This window comes from Ensifer sp. B1-9 (assembly GCF_050474445.1).
GTDB lineage: Bacteria > Pseudomonadota > Alphaproteobacteria > Rhizobiales > Rhizobiaceae > Ensifer.
Genome location: NZ_JBCHVG010000006.1, coordinates 152,510 through 165,479, shown reverse-complemented (window position 1 = coordinate 165,479; position 12,970 = coordinate 152,510). Strand labels below are relative to the sequence as shown.

Genomic DNA, 12,970 nt, shown 5'->3' with positions numbered 1-12,970 from the left:
TCCTCCCAAATGCAATGTCAGTAATGGCTTGATTGCGAAAACGTGCGCGCCAGCTCCGCCTGACCGGCGGTAAGACCGCAATCGACAGGCAGGCAGACGCCCGTAACGGCCGCGGCGAGTGGCCCCGCCAGGAAATGGACGGCGTTGGCGACATCGTCGGGGTTGACGATGCGCTGCAGCGGATACCAGCGACGTGCCTCCTCGAAGACATCGGGGTTTGCCGCCGCCCTCGCCTCCCAGGCCTGGGTGCGCACCGTGCCGGGGGCAACAGCGTTCGAGCGGATGCCAAACTTGCCGTATTCTACCGCGATAAGGCGCGTCAGATGCAGGAGGCCGGCTTTTGCGGCGCTGTAGGCCGGGTGGCCGAAGACGTTCATGCCGTTGACCGAAGCGATGTTGACCACCGATCCGCCGGTCTTTTTCAACATGTCCTCGACGGCACGAAAGCACAGGAACGCGGCTTCGAGGTTCAGCGCGTTGTCCATGCGCCAGATCTCCGGCGTCGTATCATGCAGGCTGACGGCGCGGGCAGCACCCGCATTGTTGACGAGCGTGCGAACGGCTCCCCTCTCCGCTGCCGTCGCGGCCATCGCCGCAACGCTCGTCGTGTCGGTCACGTCGCAAGCCGTCGCCACGAAGCGTTTGTCATCGCCGAGCGCACGCGCAGCCCGTTCGGCAGCGCCTGCATCGATATCGACGAGCAGGATCACGTCATGATCATCGGAAAGCTTGCGCGCGATAGCGCGGCCGATATCGCCGGCTGCGCCGGTTACGATCGCGAGGGACTGTGTCATGCGCTGACCTTTCGCGGCACGTCAGTCTCCGAGAAGCTGGCGATCGTCACCGTCGCGGTGCGTCACGAGCTGCTGCTTGATGCGCCGAAGTGTGGTCGTCGCCTGGGGCTGCACCCGATAGGCAACGAGGCTGGAGAGGATATCGAGCAGCGCCAGGTAGGCGATGCGGGTGGAGGTGGGACGGTAGATGTTGTTGCCCTCGGGCAGATCGACCGGAACGGTGATGCTGGCGGCGGCCGCGACCGGGCTGCCGCTCTGTGTCAGCGCGATGGTCGGCACTTTCAGCTCGCGTGCGAGCGTGAAGGCGCGCACGAGCTCGGCGTTGCGACCGGAGAAGGACGAACCGATGAGCACGTCGGTCGGCCGGGCGGCCGCCGTCATCATCAGTTGCATGCTGTGGTCTGAACTCGACGTGATGCGCAGGCCGTAGCGAAACAGCCGGTTTTGCAGCTCGCCGGCAATCATCGAGGAATTGCCGCCGGAACCAAAGGCGTAGATCATTTCCGCCGCGGCGATCCGCTCGACCGCCTGCTCGATCGCCGCGAGATCCAGCGAGCGGTGCAGCAAAAACAGCGCGTTCTGCGACTTGGTGATGATGTCCTGGGCGACATCGCCAGTCTCGCGGCTCTTCGGCTCGGGCTTCAGGTAGCGCATGCCGATATAGGCTGTGCGGGCGAGCTGGACCTTGAAGTCTGAAAAGCTGTCGCAGCCAAGCCGGCGACAGAAGCGGGTAACGGTCGGCGGAGAGACGTCCGCCTTGCTCGCCAATTCGATGATGGAGGCGTTCACCGCAAACTCGAAGTCATTCAGGAGAATGTCGGCAATGCGGTTTTCCGATTGGGAGAGCCGCCCTTTTTCTTCCTGCAGTGTCGCGAAGATGTCCATCGCCCGCTTATGCCTTGCTTCGGATCACGAATGGGAACGGGATGCGAGCGGAAAACCGCATGCAGTTTTCCTCATCCCGCTCCAAGATCAGCCTTCCTTCGGCTTGTAGGCGACGCAGTCGATCTCGACCTTGCAATCGACCATCATCGACGACTGGACGCAGGCCCGTGCCGGAGGATGAGCACCGAAATACTCCTGGTAGATCTTGTTGAAAGTCCAGAAATCACGCGGGTCGTCGAGCCAGACGCCGCAACGAACCACATGTTCCGGACCGTAGCCGGCTTCGGTCAGGATGGCCAGCACGTTGGCGATCGTCTTGTGGGTTTGCGGGATAATCCCCCCCTCGATGATCTCGCCGTTTTCCATCGCAACCTGGCCGGATACATAAAGCCAGCCGTCCGCCTCCACCGCGCGTGCGAAGGGCAAGGGTTTACCGCCAGCGCCGACCTGCTCCGCACCATAGCGCTTGATCGTCATCATGAGCCTTCTTGCAAATTATTTTCTTTGATCGTTGACAAGTGACCATAGAAAGCTGAATTTGGCTAGTGAAAAACACCATTCATGAAAAGAATTTCAATCCAGGGCGCGAATATGCGGGATCCTTTCCTCAATCCATTCCCCTCCTCCGACACTGCACGCCATTCGATCTGGGAGATGCTCGTCTCTCGCGATATCGACGCCTTTCTCGCGGCCGACTGGTCGATGGTCGCGGACGACTTCGTCGAGGAGAGCTTCATCGGCATCGACGGCCGCCGGGAGACCAATCCCGATAATTGGCGGCTGACCTTCCCCTCGCTCGCCGCCTATCGCGACGAGTGGCTGCGCCAGGCGGAAGACTTCGCCGGCCAGAGCTTTGCCGAGGATCCGCGCACCGCCATTTTCACCACGACGACGCTCGAAGACATCGAGATCAACGGCGACCAAGCGCTGGCACGCAAGAAGTTCGATGGCAGCCTGAAGAAGACGGATGGCAGCGTCGACATCCTGAAATGGCAGACGGTCTACTACTGCCGCCTGCATCAGGGACGCTGGAAGATCGCCGGCTTCACCGGCTACCTGCCGAACCCGATGGGTCCGGCCTAAAGAGCGACGCGACAGAAAAGGCAAAGGCATTGCGGATCTTCACAGCGGCGCTTGCGACCGAGACCAACACCTTCTCCCCGATCTGCATCGACCGCCGGGCCTTCGAAGCCTCGCTCTATGCACCACCCGGTAAGCATCCGGAGACCCCGACGCTTTGCACCGCGCCCATCACGGTTGGCCGTCGCGTCGCCGCGGACAAAGGCTGGGAACTGATCGAAGGCACCGCCACCTGGGCGGATCCGGCAGGCCTCGTCAACCGCGAAACCTATGAGGGCCTGCGCGACGAGATCCTCGATCAACTGCGCGCGGCCATGCCGGTCGACGCCGTTGTACTCGGCCTGCACGGCGCGATGGTCGCTGCCGGATACGAGGATACCGAGGGTGACCTGCTGGCGCGCGTCCGCGCGATCGTCGGGCCCGACATTCTCGTCTGCGCCGAGCTCGATCCCCACAGCCACCTGACGGCCAAGCGCGCCGCAGCCTCGAACTTCTTCGTGTTCTTCAAGGAGTTTCCGCACACCGACTTCGTCGACCGCGCCGAGGACCTTTGGCGCATCGTGGTCGATACGCTCGAAGGCCGCGTCACGCCTGTCATGTCGGTGTTCGACTGCCGGATGATCGACGTCTACCCGACGTCGCGCGAGCCGATGCGGTCCTTCGTCGACAAGCTGATGCGGATCGAAAGAGAAGACGCGGATGTGCTCTCGCTCTCGGTCGTCCATGGCTTCATGGCGGGCGACGTTCCCGAGATGGGCACCAAGCTGATCGCCGTCACCAACGGCAAGGCGGAAAAGGGCGCAAGCATCGCGCGGGAGCTGGGGCTCGAGCTCTTCTCGAAGCGCGGCACCTTTATCATGCCGCAGATCGACGAGAAACAGGCCGTCAGCCAGGCGCTTGCCGCGGCCGCTGGACCAGTGGTGATCGCGGATGTCTGGGACAATCCGGGCGGCGGTACGGCTGGTGACGCGACGGTGTTGCTCGAAGAACTGCTGAGGCATGGCGCAGCCGACGTTGCGGTCGGAACGATCTGGGATCCTATGGCCGTGCAGATCTGCATGGCGGCCGGCGAAGGCGCCGAGATCCCGTTGCGCTTTGGCGCCAAGTCAGCCCCCGGAACTGGCAATCCGGTCGACGGCACGGTCAAGGTTGTCAAACTGGTGCGGGACGCCGAGATGCGCTTCGGCGAGAGTTTCGCGCCGTTCGGCGACGCCGCTCACATCCTCTTCAACGGCATCGACATCATCCTCAACTCGACCCGGGCACAGAGCTTCGATCCAAGCCTCTTCTCGGTGATGGGCATCGATCCGACCACGAAGAAGATCCTGGTCATCAAGTCGACCAACCACTTCTACGCCTCGTTCTCGAAGATCGCGTCCGAGATCCTTTATTGTTCGGCCGGCACTCCCTATCCGAACAACCCGGCGCGCACCGACTACAAGCGCGCCCGCAAGGATATCTGGCCGAAGGTCGACAACCCGCACGCTGCGCAAAAGAGTGCAGTCTGAACCGCTCGACACGCGCCGCAGTCTCACCCACACTGGCACTTCTCGGACGGGTTCAGCACACCTGGTAAAAAGGGACCGCCGGCTTGCGAAAGCTGGCGGTCCCTTTCTTTGTTCTGAACGTTGCCGTCAAGCGGCCGCAGGATCGAGCACGCCCATGTCGATGTCGGTCAATTCGACGCGGCGTTCGAGTGCGATGCCCGCTTCATCGAAGAGATGGCAATCGGCAACCTGGATACCGGTCTGGATCGTCTCTTCCGGCCGGATCGCCGCCGTGCCCGGCAACATGGCGCAGAAGTTTTCGCCTTCGCCGCCAATCGCCGCATAGGCGACCGTATGGGCGCCGAGACGCTCGATCACCGTCGGCGTAATCTTGAGGGTCAGATCTCCGGGCCCGAGCGTGATGTGTTCGGGGCGAACCCCGAGCGTCAGCGTCCGGCCGACGAGGCCGCCTTGTGGGGCGACGGGAATGACCGCCGTCTGCCCCTTGTAGTCGACCTCGACGCCGGCATCACTGACGCCTTTGCAGCTAACGGGAAGGAAGTTCATCTTCGGATTGCCGATGAAGCCGGCAACGAAGGTATTGGCAGGCTTGTGATAAAGCTCGAGCGGTGCGCCCGTCTGGGCGATCTGCCCGGCATTGAGAACGACGATCCGGTCCGCCATCGTCATCGCCTCGACCTGGTCGTGCGTGACGTAGATCATCGTTGCCTGCAACTGCCGGTGCAGTTTCGCCAGTTCGATGCGCATGTCCGCCCTAAGGGCGGCGTCAAGGTTCGACAACGGCTCGTCGAAGAGGAAGATCTTCGGCTCGCGCACGATCGCCCGTCCGATCGCGACACGCTGGCGCTGGCCGCCGGACAACATGCCGGGCTTCTGCTGCAGTCGCTGGTCGAGGTGCAGGATGCGCGCGGCGTGCTCCACCTTCGCCTTCAACTTCTCTTCGGCCATTTTTTCCACGCGAAGCGGAAAGGCGATGTTCTCGAAGACGGTCATGTGCGGATAGAGCGCGTAGGACTGGAAGACCATGGCGATTCCGCGCTTGACTGGCGGCAGGTCGTTGACGCGCTTGCCCTCGATCAGGATGTCCCCTGAGCTGGTCTCGTCGAGACCGGCTATCATCCTGAGCAAGGTCGACTTGCCGCAACCGGAAGGTCCGACGAAAACGACGAACTCACCGTTCTTGACTTCGAGATCGATGCCTTTCAGCACCTCGAAAGTCCCGTAGAATTTCTGAACCCGATTGAGATTGAGCTGTCCCAAGAAACTGTCTCCGGCCACCGGCGAGAAGCGGCTCATTTATAGCAGAAGGAAGTAAGGGCCGCGAACCCTGCAATAAGGAGCAAAGCTCGCGGCCCAATGGCCTTACTTGAACTCTTCAAGGTCGCCGGCCGCCTTCTTGAGCGCGTCGGCCGGTTCGGCCTTGCCGGTCACGACCGACTGGACCATCTCGATGATGACGTTCTGGAAGCCCTTGTAATCGGTGAAGAGCGGCTCGGGACCACCATAGGTGATGCCGTCGATGAACGGCTTCCAATAGGGATCCTTCTTGACGAATTCATCGACCATCGGCGACGGGCGCAGCGGCGTCAGGCCGGCGCCGCCCTGCAGCTCATACTCACCCTGCGGACCGGGCGAGGTGATGAACTTGGCGAACTCGATCGCCTTTTCTTCGACGCCCGAACCCTTGAAGATCGCCAGGCTGTCGGTGATCAGCAGCGTGCCCTCGCCCTTGGCAGAAGGGCCGAGCGGCAGCGGTGCGACACCCCAGTTGACCTTGGTTTCCTTCAGGCGCGTCGCGGCACCCGAACCCGCCTGGATCATGCCGACCTTGCCGTCGAGGAAGATCGCGCGGATTTCGTTCTGTTCATAGGCGGTCGCGCCTTCGACAGAATAGGGCGTGATGTCCTTGTAGGCCTGGAGTGCCGCCAGCACTTCCGGGCTGTCGACGACGATCTTGTCGCCGTCGATCACCTTGCCGTTGTTGGTGTAAACCCAGTGCATGAACTGGTGCATGGTGTTGTCGAAGGTCTTGGCCGGAAGGCCATAACCGGCGATGCCCGTCTTTTCCTTGATCGTCTTGGCGTATTCGATTTCTTCAGCCCAGGTCTTCGGCGGCTTTTCCGGATCGAGGCCGGCCTGCTTGAACAGGTCCTTGTTCCAGTAGAGCGCCTTGGTCGAAAATGCGATCGGAACGCCCCACTGGTTGTTGTCGAAGGTGACGGTATCGACGATGTTCGGGTAGTAGGTCTTCTTCTCCTCGTCCGTCATCGGAACGGGAACGATGAGGTCGTTCTGGGCGAATTCCTTCAGCGTGCGCGAGCCGACATAGGCCATCGCGACCGGCGTGCCGGCGGCGGCAAGCGTCGTGGCCTTGTCCTGGCACTGGGCCCAGCCGACAACTTCCGGCGTGACCTTCCAGCCCGGATTTTTCTCTTCCCACTGCTTGATGTATTTCTCGTGGACCTTATCCATGGTGTCGCCGCAGTAGATCCAGCTGATCTCCTGGTCGGCCGCTTTCGCGGTGACGGCACCAAGCGCGGTCGAGCCGAGCAGCGCCAGGGCGAGTACCCCTGTCTTGAATTGAATAGACACGTTTTTATGCTCCCGTTCTCTGGTGGTTGACTTAAGTCTTATTGTTTCACCGCGCCTGCGGTCAGCCCGCTGACGAGATACCGTTGTAAGAGGAAGATCACGACGACGGCCGGTGCGATGCCGACGAAGCTTGCGGCCATGAGTTCGTTCCAGACGACCTCCTGACGACCGAAATAGGCGAAGAGCCCGACCGGCAGCGGCATGTATTCACTCTTGGAATTGAAGGTCAGCGCATAGATGAATTGCTGGGCATAGGCTCCGATGAAGGTGGTGATCGCCACGACGGTGATGCCCGGCATCGCAATCGGCAGGATCACCCGCCGCAGCGTGTAGAAGTGGCTGGCGCCATCAACGAAGGCTGCCTCGTCCAGTTCGCGCGGGATGCGCATCATATAGGTGCGCAGGAGCCAGATCGCCGACGGGATCAGGAAGGCGACGCCCGGCACGATCATCGCCAGATAGGTATTGAGCACGCCGAAGGTGCGCATCAGCCGGAAAAGCGGAATGAGCAGCACGGCGCCGGAAAACATGTTGACCGCGAGGAACGCACCCAGCAGCAGCCCGCTGCCGCGGAAATTGAAGCGAGCGAAGGCATAGGCCGCCGGGATCACCAGTACCAGCACGATCGCCGTCACGATGGTGGAGATGAAGAAGGAATTGAAGATGTAACGGGCGAAGCCCGGCACGCTCTCCCACATGGTGACGTAGGCGGCAAACGAGCCATTTTCCGGCCAGAAGCGATAGGGCGACGAGAACAGCAGCCCAAGCGGCTTCAGCGATACCAGAAACCCTTCGAAGAACGGCGCCAGGATAAAGCACAGGAAGACGAAGATGCCGACATAGATGCCAACGAGCTCGTACCAGCGGTAGCGGTTGATCATGGCAGGCTGGCTCATTTCTGTTCCCCCGCGGCAAGACGGCTGGTGACCCGGAAATAGGCGAAGCAGAAGATCGACAGGAAGATGCAGATCAGCACCGCGCGCGCCGCCCCTTCCCCGTATTTCTTCGATCCGATGGCGGTGCGGTAGGTATCGATGATCATCGTCGTCGTTTCACCGTTGGGGCCGCCCTGGGTGAGGATCCAGATGATGTCGAAGGAGTTGAAGGTCGCGATCAGCGACAGCATCGACATGGTGATGAGCGACGGGATGAGCAGCGGCAGGGTGATGCGGCGGAAGCGGTAGAAGCGCCCCGCCCCGTCGGTCCATGCAGCCTCGTAGAGATCCTGCGGGATCGCCTGCATCGCCGCCAGCATGTAAAGCGTCACCAGCGGCACGCCGATCCATACGTCGGTTATGATCGTCGCCCAGAAGGCGGTCGACCCGTGTGCGAGGAAGGCGATCGGCCCGTTGCTCAAGCCCCAGTTCTGCAGGACACCGGAGATCATGCCGAACTGGCCGTTGTACATCCAGCCCCACATGAAGATGCCGATGGCCATCGGCACGATCCATGGCGGCATGGTGAGCAGGCGGAAGAGCGCACGTCCCGGCACGGCCGCGTTCAACATCGTCGCGCCGAAGACGCCGATGATCATCTTGATCGAGACCGAGAAGAAGGTCCAGACGAAGGTCCGGAAGATGACCTCCGCAAAGGTCTCGTTGAAGATCTTGTCGTAGTTGGTCCAGCCGACCCAGTTCGTCGTCTTCTTCAGCGACGCGTCCGTGAACGACAGGATGAAGGTATCGACCAACGGATAGGCGACGATCACCGTGACGTAGAGAACAGCGGGAAGAAGCAGGATCCAGGCGAAGATGACCGTGCTGCGTTGAACACTCATCCCTCGCCTCCCCTTACGCCGCGCGGGAATGCAGGGCTTCGTCGAAACGGTCCCATATGGGCCGGAGGTCGATGACACTCTTCTTGCGCCGCGCCTCGTCCATCGAAAGGGCCAGGATGCCGGCTTCAAGCGCGTCGAGCGTCGAAACCGGCAGTGGTCGGCCGTCGCGGACGTGGCCGATGATGTCGGTCGCCATCTGCTCGTCGGCACCGTAGTGCTGCGACAGTTCGGTGGCGGCGTATTTGTTCTCGATGACCTTCTTGCCGGTCAGCATCTCGTGGACGTCGAAATAGCCGCGGATGAAATCGCCCTCGGCCATGCCGCGCGATCCCATGATGCAGAACCGGCGGAACTGATCCGGAACGTTGAGATTGGTGTGGAAGTTCATGCCGACGCCATTGGCATATTCGACGATCGCCACCTGATAGTCGATGATGTCGCCGTCGCTGTCGAAAACCTTGTCGGAGCCCATCCAGCCGCTCGGCTTGCGATGGAAGAGTTCGAGATCGTTGATGCCTTCGCGCGCCGGATCGTTGGCGGGAATGAAGCTCTTGCGGCCGCCGAAGCTTGCCACCCGTTCCGGCCGCGCGCCGACAACACCATTGTAGAGGTCGAGGTCGTGGCAGCACTTCTCCAGCATGAAGCTGCCGGAGTAGCGCTCGTAGCGGCGCCAGTCGCGCATGAAGAAGGCGCCGTGATAGGGCTCGATATGTTCGGCCGCCTCAATCGAGACAACCTGGCCGAGCTTGCCTTCGGCAAGCGCCGCCCGCAGGTCGCGATACATCGGCGCGTAGCGCAGAACGAGACCGACCATCAGTCGCTCATGACCGAATTTCGCCATCAGCGCGGCGAGTTCCAGGCTCTCCTGGATCGTCGTCACAATCGGCTTTTCGCTGAAAACCTTGAGACCCGCTTCAAGCCCAATCCGGATATGGTCGAGATGCATGTGGTTGGGCGAGCCGATCATCAACAGATCGAGTTTCTCGTTGGCGATCAGCTCTTCAGGCGTCGCATAGGCCTTGCCGGCCGAGATGCCTTTTTCGGTGAGTGTGGACAAACCAGCCGGGTTCGGATCGACGTAACCGGCGATCTCGAAGTTCTCGTCCATAGCCTTGAAGACATAGCCGAGATAACCCAAACGGAATCCGAGTCCGATGATGCCGACTTTCATGCTCGTCCTGTTCCCCTGCCCTTTTGGCGTAATTTATTTTCGCAGACTGAGACAGTTTTTTCAGGGCGTCAACCCAAATCCGTATTTTTTGTAAAATTGTGAAATTCATTTTCATATTAAGGGCACATGCCGAGAAAGCAGGCATTTCACGGACAACTAAAAAGGGTGCGCAATCCGCAACTCTACGGCAGGACGAAAGCGGTCCAGACCACTGCACGTTGCGTGGCCGTCATGAGGGGCTTCGATTTTGATCGAGGCGTCGCCACACTACCTTGGCGACGGACAGGCGGGTGCCTTTAGCGCCCCATTCTTGCGGCGAGTTTTCTTTCGGCCGCCTGCAATCCGTCGTGCAACAAGACCGCAAGCGTCGCGACGATCAGGCCGCCCTGGACGACGAAAGCGAGATTGTTCGATTGCAGACCGGCAATGATTACTTCGCCGAGGGTTTTCGCCGCGACCGTCGAGCCGATCGTGGCTGTTGCCAGGCTGATGACCACCGAAAGCCGGATGCCGGCAAGGATCACGGGCATCGCCAGCGGCAGCTCGACTTTCATCAGCCGCTGGCCGCCTGTCATGCCGGCACCGCGCGCGGCCTCCATGACGGAGGGCGGCAGGGTCGTCAGCCCCGTCAGTGCGTTCTCGAAGATCGGCAGCAGGCCGTAGAGAAAGAGCGCGATGAACGTCGGCTTCTCACCGAAGCCGAAGATGGGAACGGCGAGCGCCAGAACGGCCACCGGCGGAAAGGTCTGGCCGATATTCACCAGGCTCCGGGACAGCGGCAGGAACTCTGACCCGGATTCGCGCGTCACCAATATTGCCAGGGCAAGCGCAATCACTGCCGCAGCGGCCACCGCGATGGCGACGGTGCGCAGATGCAGCAGCGTCAGTTGCAGCAGGCTGCCCTGATTGTAGATCACGGGCGCATTTGCCTGAACCAGTGGCCGCAGCAAGGGTTCGAACCATTGCGGTTGCAGCAGGAAGGCGACCAGCACCAGGAACGCTGCCGCGCGAAAAAGCGTGGATAGATTCGGCATCAGGCGGGCCCAGCCGCTCGTTTAACCAGCCCTTCGAGACTGACCTTGCCGATGATTGCACCTGCGGGATCGGCCACCGGCAGCGCGTTCCGTCCGGACCAGAGGAGTTCGGCAAGGGCCTCCCTTTGCGTGAGCGCGCTCGATATGGCAGCGCCATCTGCCGAACCTGGTTCGACGGCGCTTGAGACCTGCTCGATCGCGAGCAACCGATAGGGCCGCTCGCTGACCCCGATCAGGCTTTCGACAAACGGGGTCGCGGGCTTGATCAGCATTTCGGCGGGCGTCGCATATTGCACCACCTTGCCCTTGTCCATGACGGCAATGCGGTCGGCAAGCTGGAAGGCCTCCTCCATGTCATGGGTGACGAGAATGACCGTCGTCTCGAAGTGCTTCTGAATGGCGAGCAGATCATCCTGCGCCTTGGCGCGAATGATCGGGTCGAGTGCGCCGAAGGGCTCGTCCATCAGCAGGACTTTCGGTTCGGCAGCCAACGCCCGCGCGACGCCGACACGCTGTTGCTGACCGCCGGAAAGCTCGTGCGGAAAGCGTGGACCAAAGGCGGCCGGATCGAGTTGGAACAGTTGGAGAAGCTCGTCCACCTTGGCATCGATGCGCGAGCGTTGCCAGCCGAGCAGGGTCGGCACGGTGGCAATGTTCTGCGCGACGGTTCGATGCGGGAACAGGCCGTGCCCCTGGATCGCGTAACCGATGCGCCGGCGCAGCTCATAGCCTGGCAGCGAACGGTTGTCCTCGCCATCGAGGCGGATCGTCCCCGCCGTCGGCTCCACCAGCCGGTTGATCATGCGCAAAAGCGTCGTCTTGCCGGAACCGGAGGTGCCGACCACGACGGTGACCGTGCGTGGTGCGATCGTAAGGCTGACGTCGTCGACGACCGCGATCTCGCCGTAGCGCTTGGTGATGTTCTCGATCTCGATCATGCGGCCTCTGCCTGTCTGTCGTTTGGTGTGGCCATCTCGATCATTGCGTCGAGGACGATCGCCGCGGCAAACGCCATCACGACGGTCGGAACGGCCCCGAGCAGCACGAGATCCATCGCTGTCTGCCCGACACCCTGGAAGACGAAGACGCCGAAACCGCCGCCGCCGATCAGCGCCGCAATGGTTGCCAGGCCGATATTCTGCACGAGCACGATCCGGATGCCGGTGAGGATCACCGGAAAGGCTAGCGGAAATTCGATGCCGACAAGCCGCTGCCAATCGGTCATGCCGATGCCGCGGGCGGCGTCATTCGCGTCCCTCGGAACACCGGCCAGCCCAACGACGGTATTGGCGACGACCGGCAAGAGCGAATAGAGAAACAGTGCGACGAAGGCCGGCGCGACGCCGATGCCGCGAATGCCGATCGTGGCGGCGCCCGGCACGTTGGCGGCGATCCAGCCAAGCGGCGCAATGAGAATGCCGAAAAGTGCGATCGACGGGATCGTCTGGATCGCGTTCAGGATTCCGAGCAAGCCGTCGCGCAGCCGCGTGACGCGATGGCAGAGGATGCCGAGTGGAATGCCGGCGATGGTTGCGGCCGCAAGCGAGCCGAGCGCCAAGGTCACATGCTTGCGGGCTTCCGCCCAGAAAGTATCGACCCGGCTTGAATATTCCTTAAGGATCGAGAGACCGTCCCAAGCACCGGAAAACAACAGCATCCCGATGAAGGCGAGCACGGCGACAAGCACGATGATGCGCACGAAAGGCGCCGGGCGCAATCGCGTCAGGGCATCGGCGGCCAGCAGGCCGAAGGCGAAGAGCATGACCCAGAAGCCGGAGGCAGGCGAAACGCGGGCGTAGCTGTTGCCTTCCGGCGCCAGGTGGCTGGCGGCGACACCGATGCCGAGCGCCAGTACGCCCAGCGCTGCGAAAGCTGCGACAAGGCGCAGAATGGCGGGCGAGCGCATAGCCGCTACGAGCGCGCCCGCAAGGATCACCAAAAGCACTGCCACGCTCCAGGGCTGCGGCAGGGAGTCGACGATCGTCTTCGCCTCACCGGCGACGATGCGATTGGCGCGAAACGTTGCGAAGGGCGCGATCAAGGCGCCGCCAAGCGCCAAAGTCGCGATGATCGCTCCGAGCTTGTCAAAGCGGAGTTCTCTCAAGCCACATCCCTCCCCGCCTGTGCCG

13 protein-coding genes are annotated in these 12,970 nt (G+C 61.8%); 2 read left to right on the top strand and 11 right to left on the bottom strand.

Annotated features, from left to right (window positions below):
* Positions 1-17 precede the first annotated feature (17 nt).
* From ACQ5BM_RS12785 to ACQ5BM_RS12775, 3 genes are all read right to left on the bottom strand, one after another.
* The gene (locus tag ACQ5BM_RS12785; RefSeq protein WP_429811434.1) at positions 18-794 is read right to left on the bottom strand and encodes an SDR family oxidoreductase; all 777 of its coding nucleotides are present in this window, start codon (positions 792-794) and stop codon (positions 18-20) included.
* A gap of 21 nt (positions 795-815) precedes the next feature.
* Positions 816-1,679: a MurR/RpiR family transcriptional regulator gene (locus ACQ5BM_RS12780; RefSeq protein ID WP_057249162.1), complete on the bottom strand. Its 864-nt coding sequence runs from the start codon at positions 1,677-1,679 to the stop codon at positions 816-818.
* A gap of 87 nt (positions 1,680-1,766) precedes the next feature.
* Positions 1,767-2,156 (bottom strand): RidA family protein, encoded by a 390-nt coding sequence (locus tag ACQ5BM_RS12775; RefSeq protein WP_104665256.1) that lies wholly within the window; start codon positions 2,154-2,156, stop codon positions 1,767-1,769.
* Positions 2,157-2,270: 114 nt separating this feature from the next.
* On the opposite strand from ACQ5BM_RS12775, the gene ACQ5BM_RS12770 reads away from it, so the two are divergent.
* Both ACQ5BM_RS12770 and ACQ5BM_RS12765 read left to right on the top strand, forming a co-directional pair.
* The gene (locus ACQ5BM_RS12770; RefSeq protein WP_429812024.1) at positions 2,271-2,762 is read left to right on the top strand and encodes a hypothetical protein; all 492 of its coding nucleotides are present in this window, start codon (positions 2,271-2,273) and stop codon (positions 2,760-2,762) included.
* 29 nt (positions 2,763-2,791) lie between these two features.
* Positions 2,792-4,267: a M81 family metallopeptidase gene (locus tag ACQ5BM_RS12765; RefSeq protein ID WP_429811431.1), complete on the top strand. Its 1,476-nt coding sequence runs from the start codon at positions 2,792-2,794 to the stop codon at positions 4,265-4,267.
* Positions 4,268-4,393: 126 nt separating this feature from the next.
* Here ACQ5BM_RS12765 and ACQ5BM_RS12760 read toward each other — a convergent pair whose 3' ends face one another.
* The 8 genes from ACQ5BM_RS12760 to ACQ5BM_RS12725 all read right to left on the bottom strand — a co-directional run bounded on the left by ACQ5BM_RS12760 (position 4,394) and on the right by ACQ5BM_RS12725 (position 12,945).
* Positions 4,394-5,527: an ABC transporter ATP-binding protein gene (locus tag ACQ5BM_RS12760; RefSeq protein ID WP_429811429.1), complete on the bottom strand. Its 1,134-nt coding sequence runs from the start codon at positions 5,525-5,527 to the stop codon at positions 4,394-4,396.
* Positions 5,528-5,629: 102 nt separating this feature from the next.
* Positions 5,630-6,859: an ABC transporter substrate-binding protein gene (locus ACQ5BM_RS12755; RefSeq protein ID WP_429811427.1), complete on the bottom strand. Its 1,230-nt coding sequence runs from the start codon at positions 6,857-6,859 to the stop codon at positions 5,630-5,632.
* Between the two features lie 38 nt (positions 6,860-6,897).
* Positions 6,898-7,755, bottom strand: coding sequence for a carbohydrate ABC transporter permease (locus tag ACQ5BM_RS12750; RefSeq protein WP_429811425.1), 858 nt, complete (start codon positions 7,753-7,755; stop codon positions 6,898-6,900).
* Positions 7,752-8,636: a carbohydrate ABC transporter permease gene (locus ACQ5BM_RS12745; protein ID WP_429811423.1), complete on the bottom strand. Its 885-nt coding sequence runs from the start codon at positions 8,634-8,636 to the stop codon at positions 7,752-7,754. The genes ACQ5BM_RS12750 and ACQ5BM_RS12745 overlap by 4 nt, the downstream gene beginning before the upstream one ends.
* 13 nt (positions 8,637-8,649) lie before the next feature.
* Positions 8,650-9,807 (bottom strand): Gfo/Idh/MocA family protein, encoded by a 1,158-nt coding sequence (locus ACQ5BM_RS12740; protein WP_334198150.1) that lies wholly within the window; start codon positions 9,805-9,807, stop codon positions 8,650-8,652.
* Positions 9,808-10,103: 296 nt separating this feature from the next.
* Positions 10,104-10,841 (bottom strand): ABC transporter permease, encoded by a 738-nt coding sequence (locus ACQ5BM_RS12735; RefSeq protein ID WP_429811420.1) that lies wholly within the window; start codon positions 10,839-10,841, stop codon positions 10,104-10,106.
* The gene (locus tag ACQ5BM_RS12730) at positions 10,841-11,779 is read right to left on the bottom strand and encodes an ABC transporter ATP-binding protein (RefSeq protein ID WP_429811418.1); all 939 of its coding nucleotides are present in this window, start codon (positions 11,777-11,779) and stop codon (positions 10,841-10,843) included. The genes ACQ5BM_RS12735 and ACQ5BM_RS12730 overlap by 1 nt, the downstream gene beginning before the upstream one ends.
* Positions 11,776-12,945, bottom strand: coding sequence for an ABC transporter permease (locus ACQ5BM_RS12725; protein ID WP_429811416.1), 1,170 nt, complete (start codon positions 12,943-12,945; stop codon positions 11,776-11,778). Before ACQ5BM_RS12725 ends, ACQ5BM_RS12730 begins: the two co-directional genes overlap by 4 nt.
* Between the last annotated feature and the right edge of the window lie 25 nt (positions 12,946-12,970).

What these genes read in the sequence shown, in the direction of transcription:
- ACQ5BM_RS12770 (WP_429812024.1), top strand. Translation starts at nt 2,271, where the DNA reads ATGCGGGATCCTTTCCTCAATCCATTCCCCTCCTCCGACACTGCACGC.
- ACQ5BM_RS12750 (WP_429811425.1), bottom strand. Translation starts at nt 7,755, where the DNA reads ATGAGCCAGCCTGCCATGATCAACCGCTACCGCTGGTACGAGCTCGTT.
- ACQ5BM_RS12780 (WP_057249162.1), bottom strand. Translation starts at nt 1,679, where the DNA reads ATGGACATCTTCGCGACACTGCAGGAAGAAAAAGGGCGGCTCTCCCAA.
- ACQ5BM_RS12740 (WP_334198150.1), bottom strand. Translation starts at nt 9,807, where the DNA reads ATGAAAGTCGGCATCATCGGACTCGGATTCCGTTTGGGTTATCTCGGC.
- ACQ5BM_RS12785 (WP_429811434.1), bottom strand. Translation starts at nt 794, where the DNA reads ATGACACAGTCCCTCGCGATCGTAACCGGCGCAGCCGGCGATATCGGC.
- ACQ5BM_RS12735 (WP_429811420.1), bottom strand. Translation starts at nt 10,841, where the DNA reads ATGCCGAATCTATCCACGCTTTTTCGCGCGGCAGCGTTCCTGGTGCTG.
- ACQ5BM_RS12745 (WP_429811423.1), bottom strand. Translation starts at nt 8,636, where the DNA reads ATGAGTGTTCAACGCAGCACGGTCATCTTCGCCTGGATCCTGCTTCTT.
- ACQ5BM_RS12775 (WP_104665256.1), bottom strand. Translation starts at nt 2,156, where the DNA reads ATGACGATCAAGCGCTATGGTGCGGAGCAGGTCGGCGCTGGCGGTAAA.
- ACQ5BM_RS12730 (WP_429811418.1), bottom strand. Translation starts at nt 11,779, where the DNA reads ATGATCGAGATCGAGAACATCACCAAGCGCTACGGCGAGATCGCGGTC.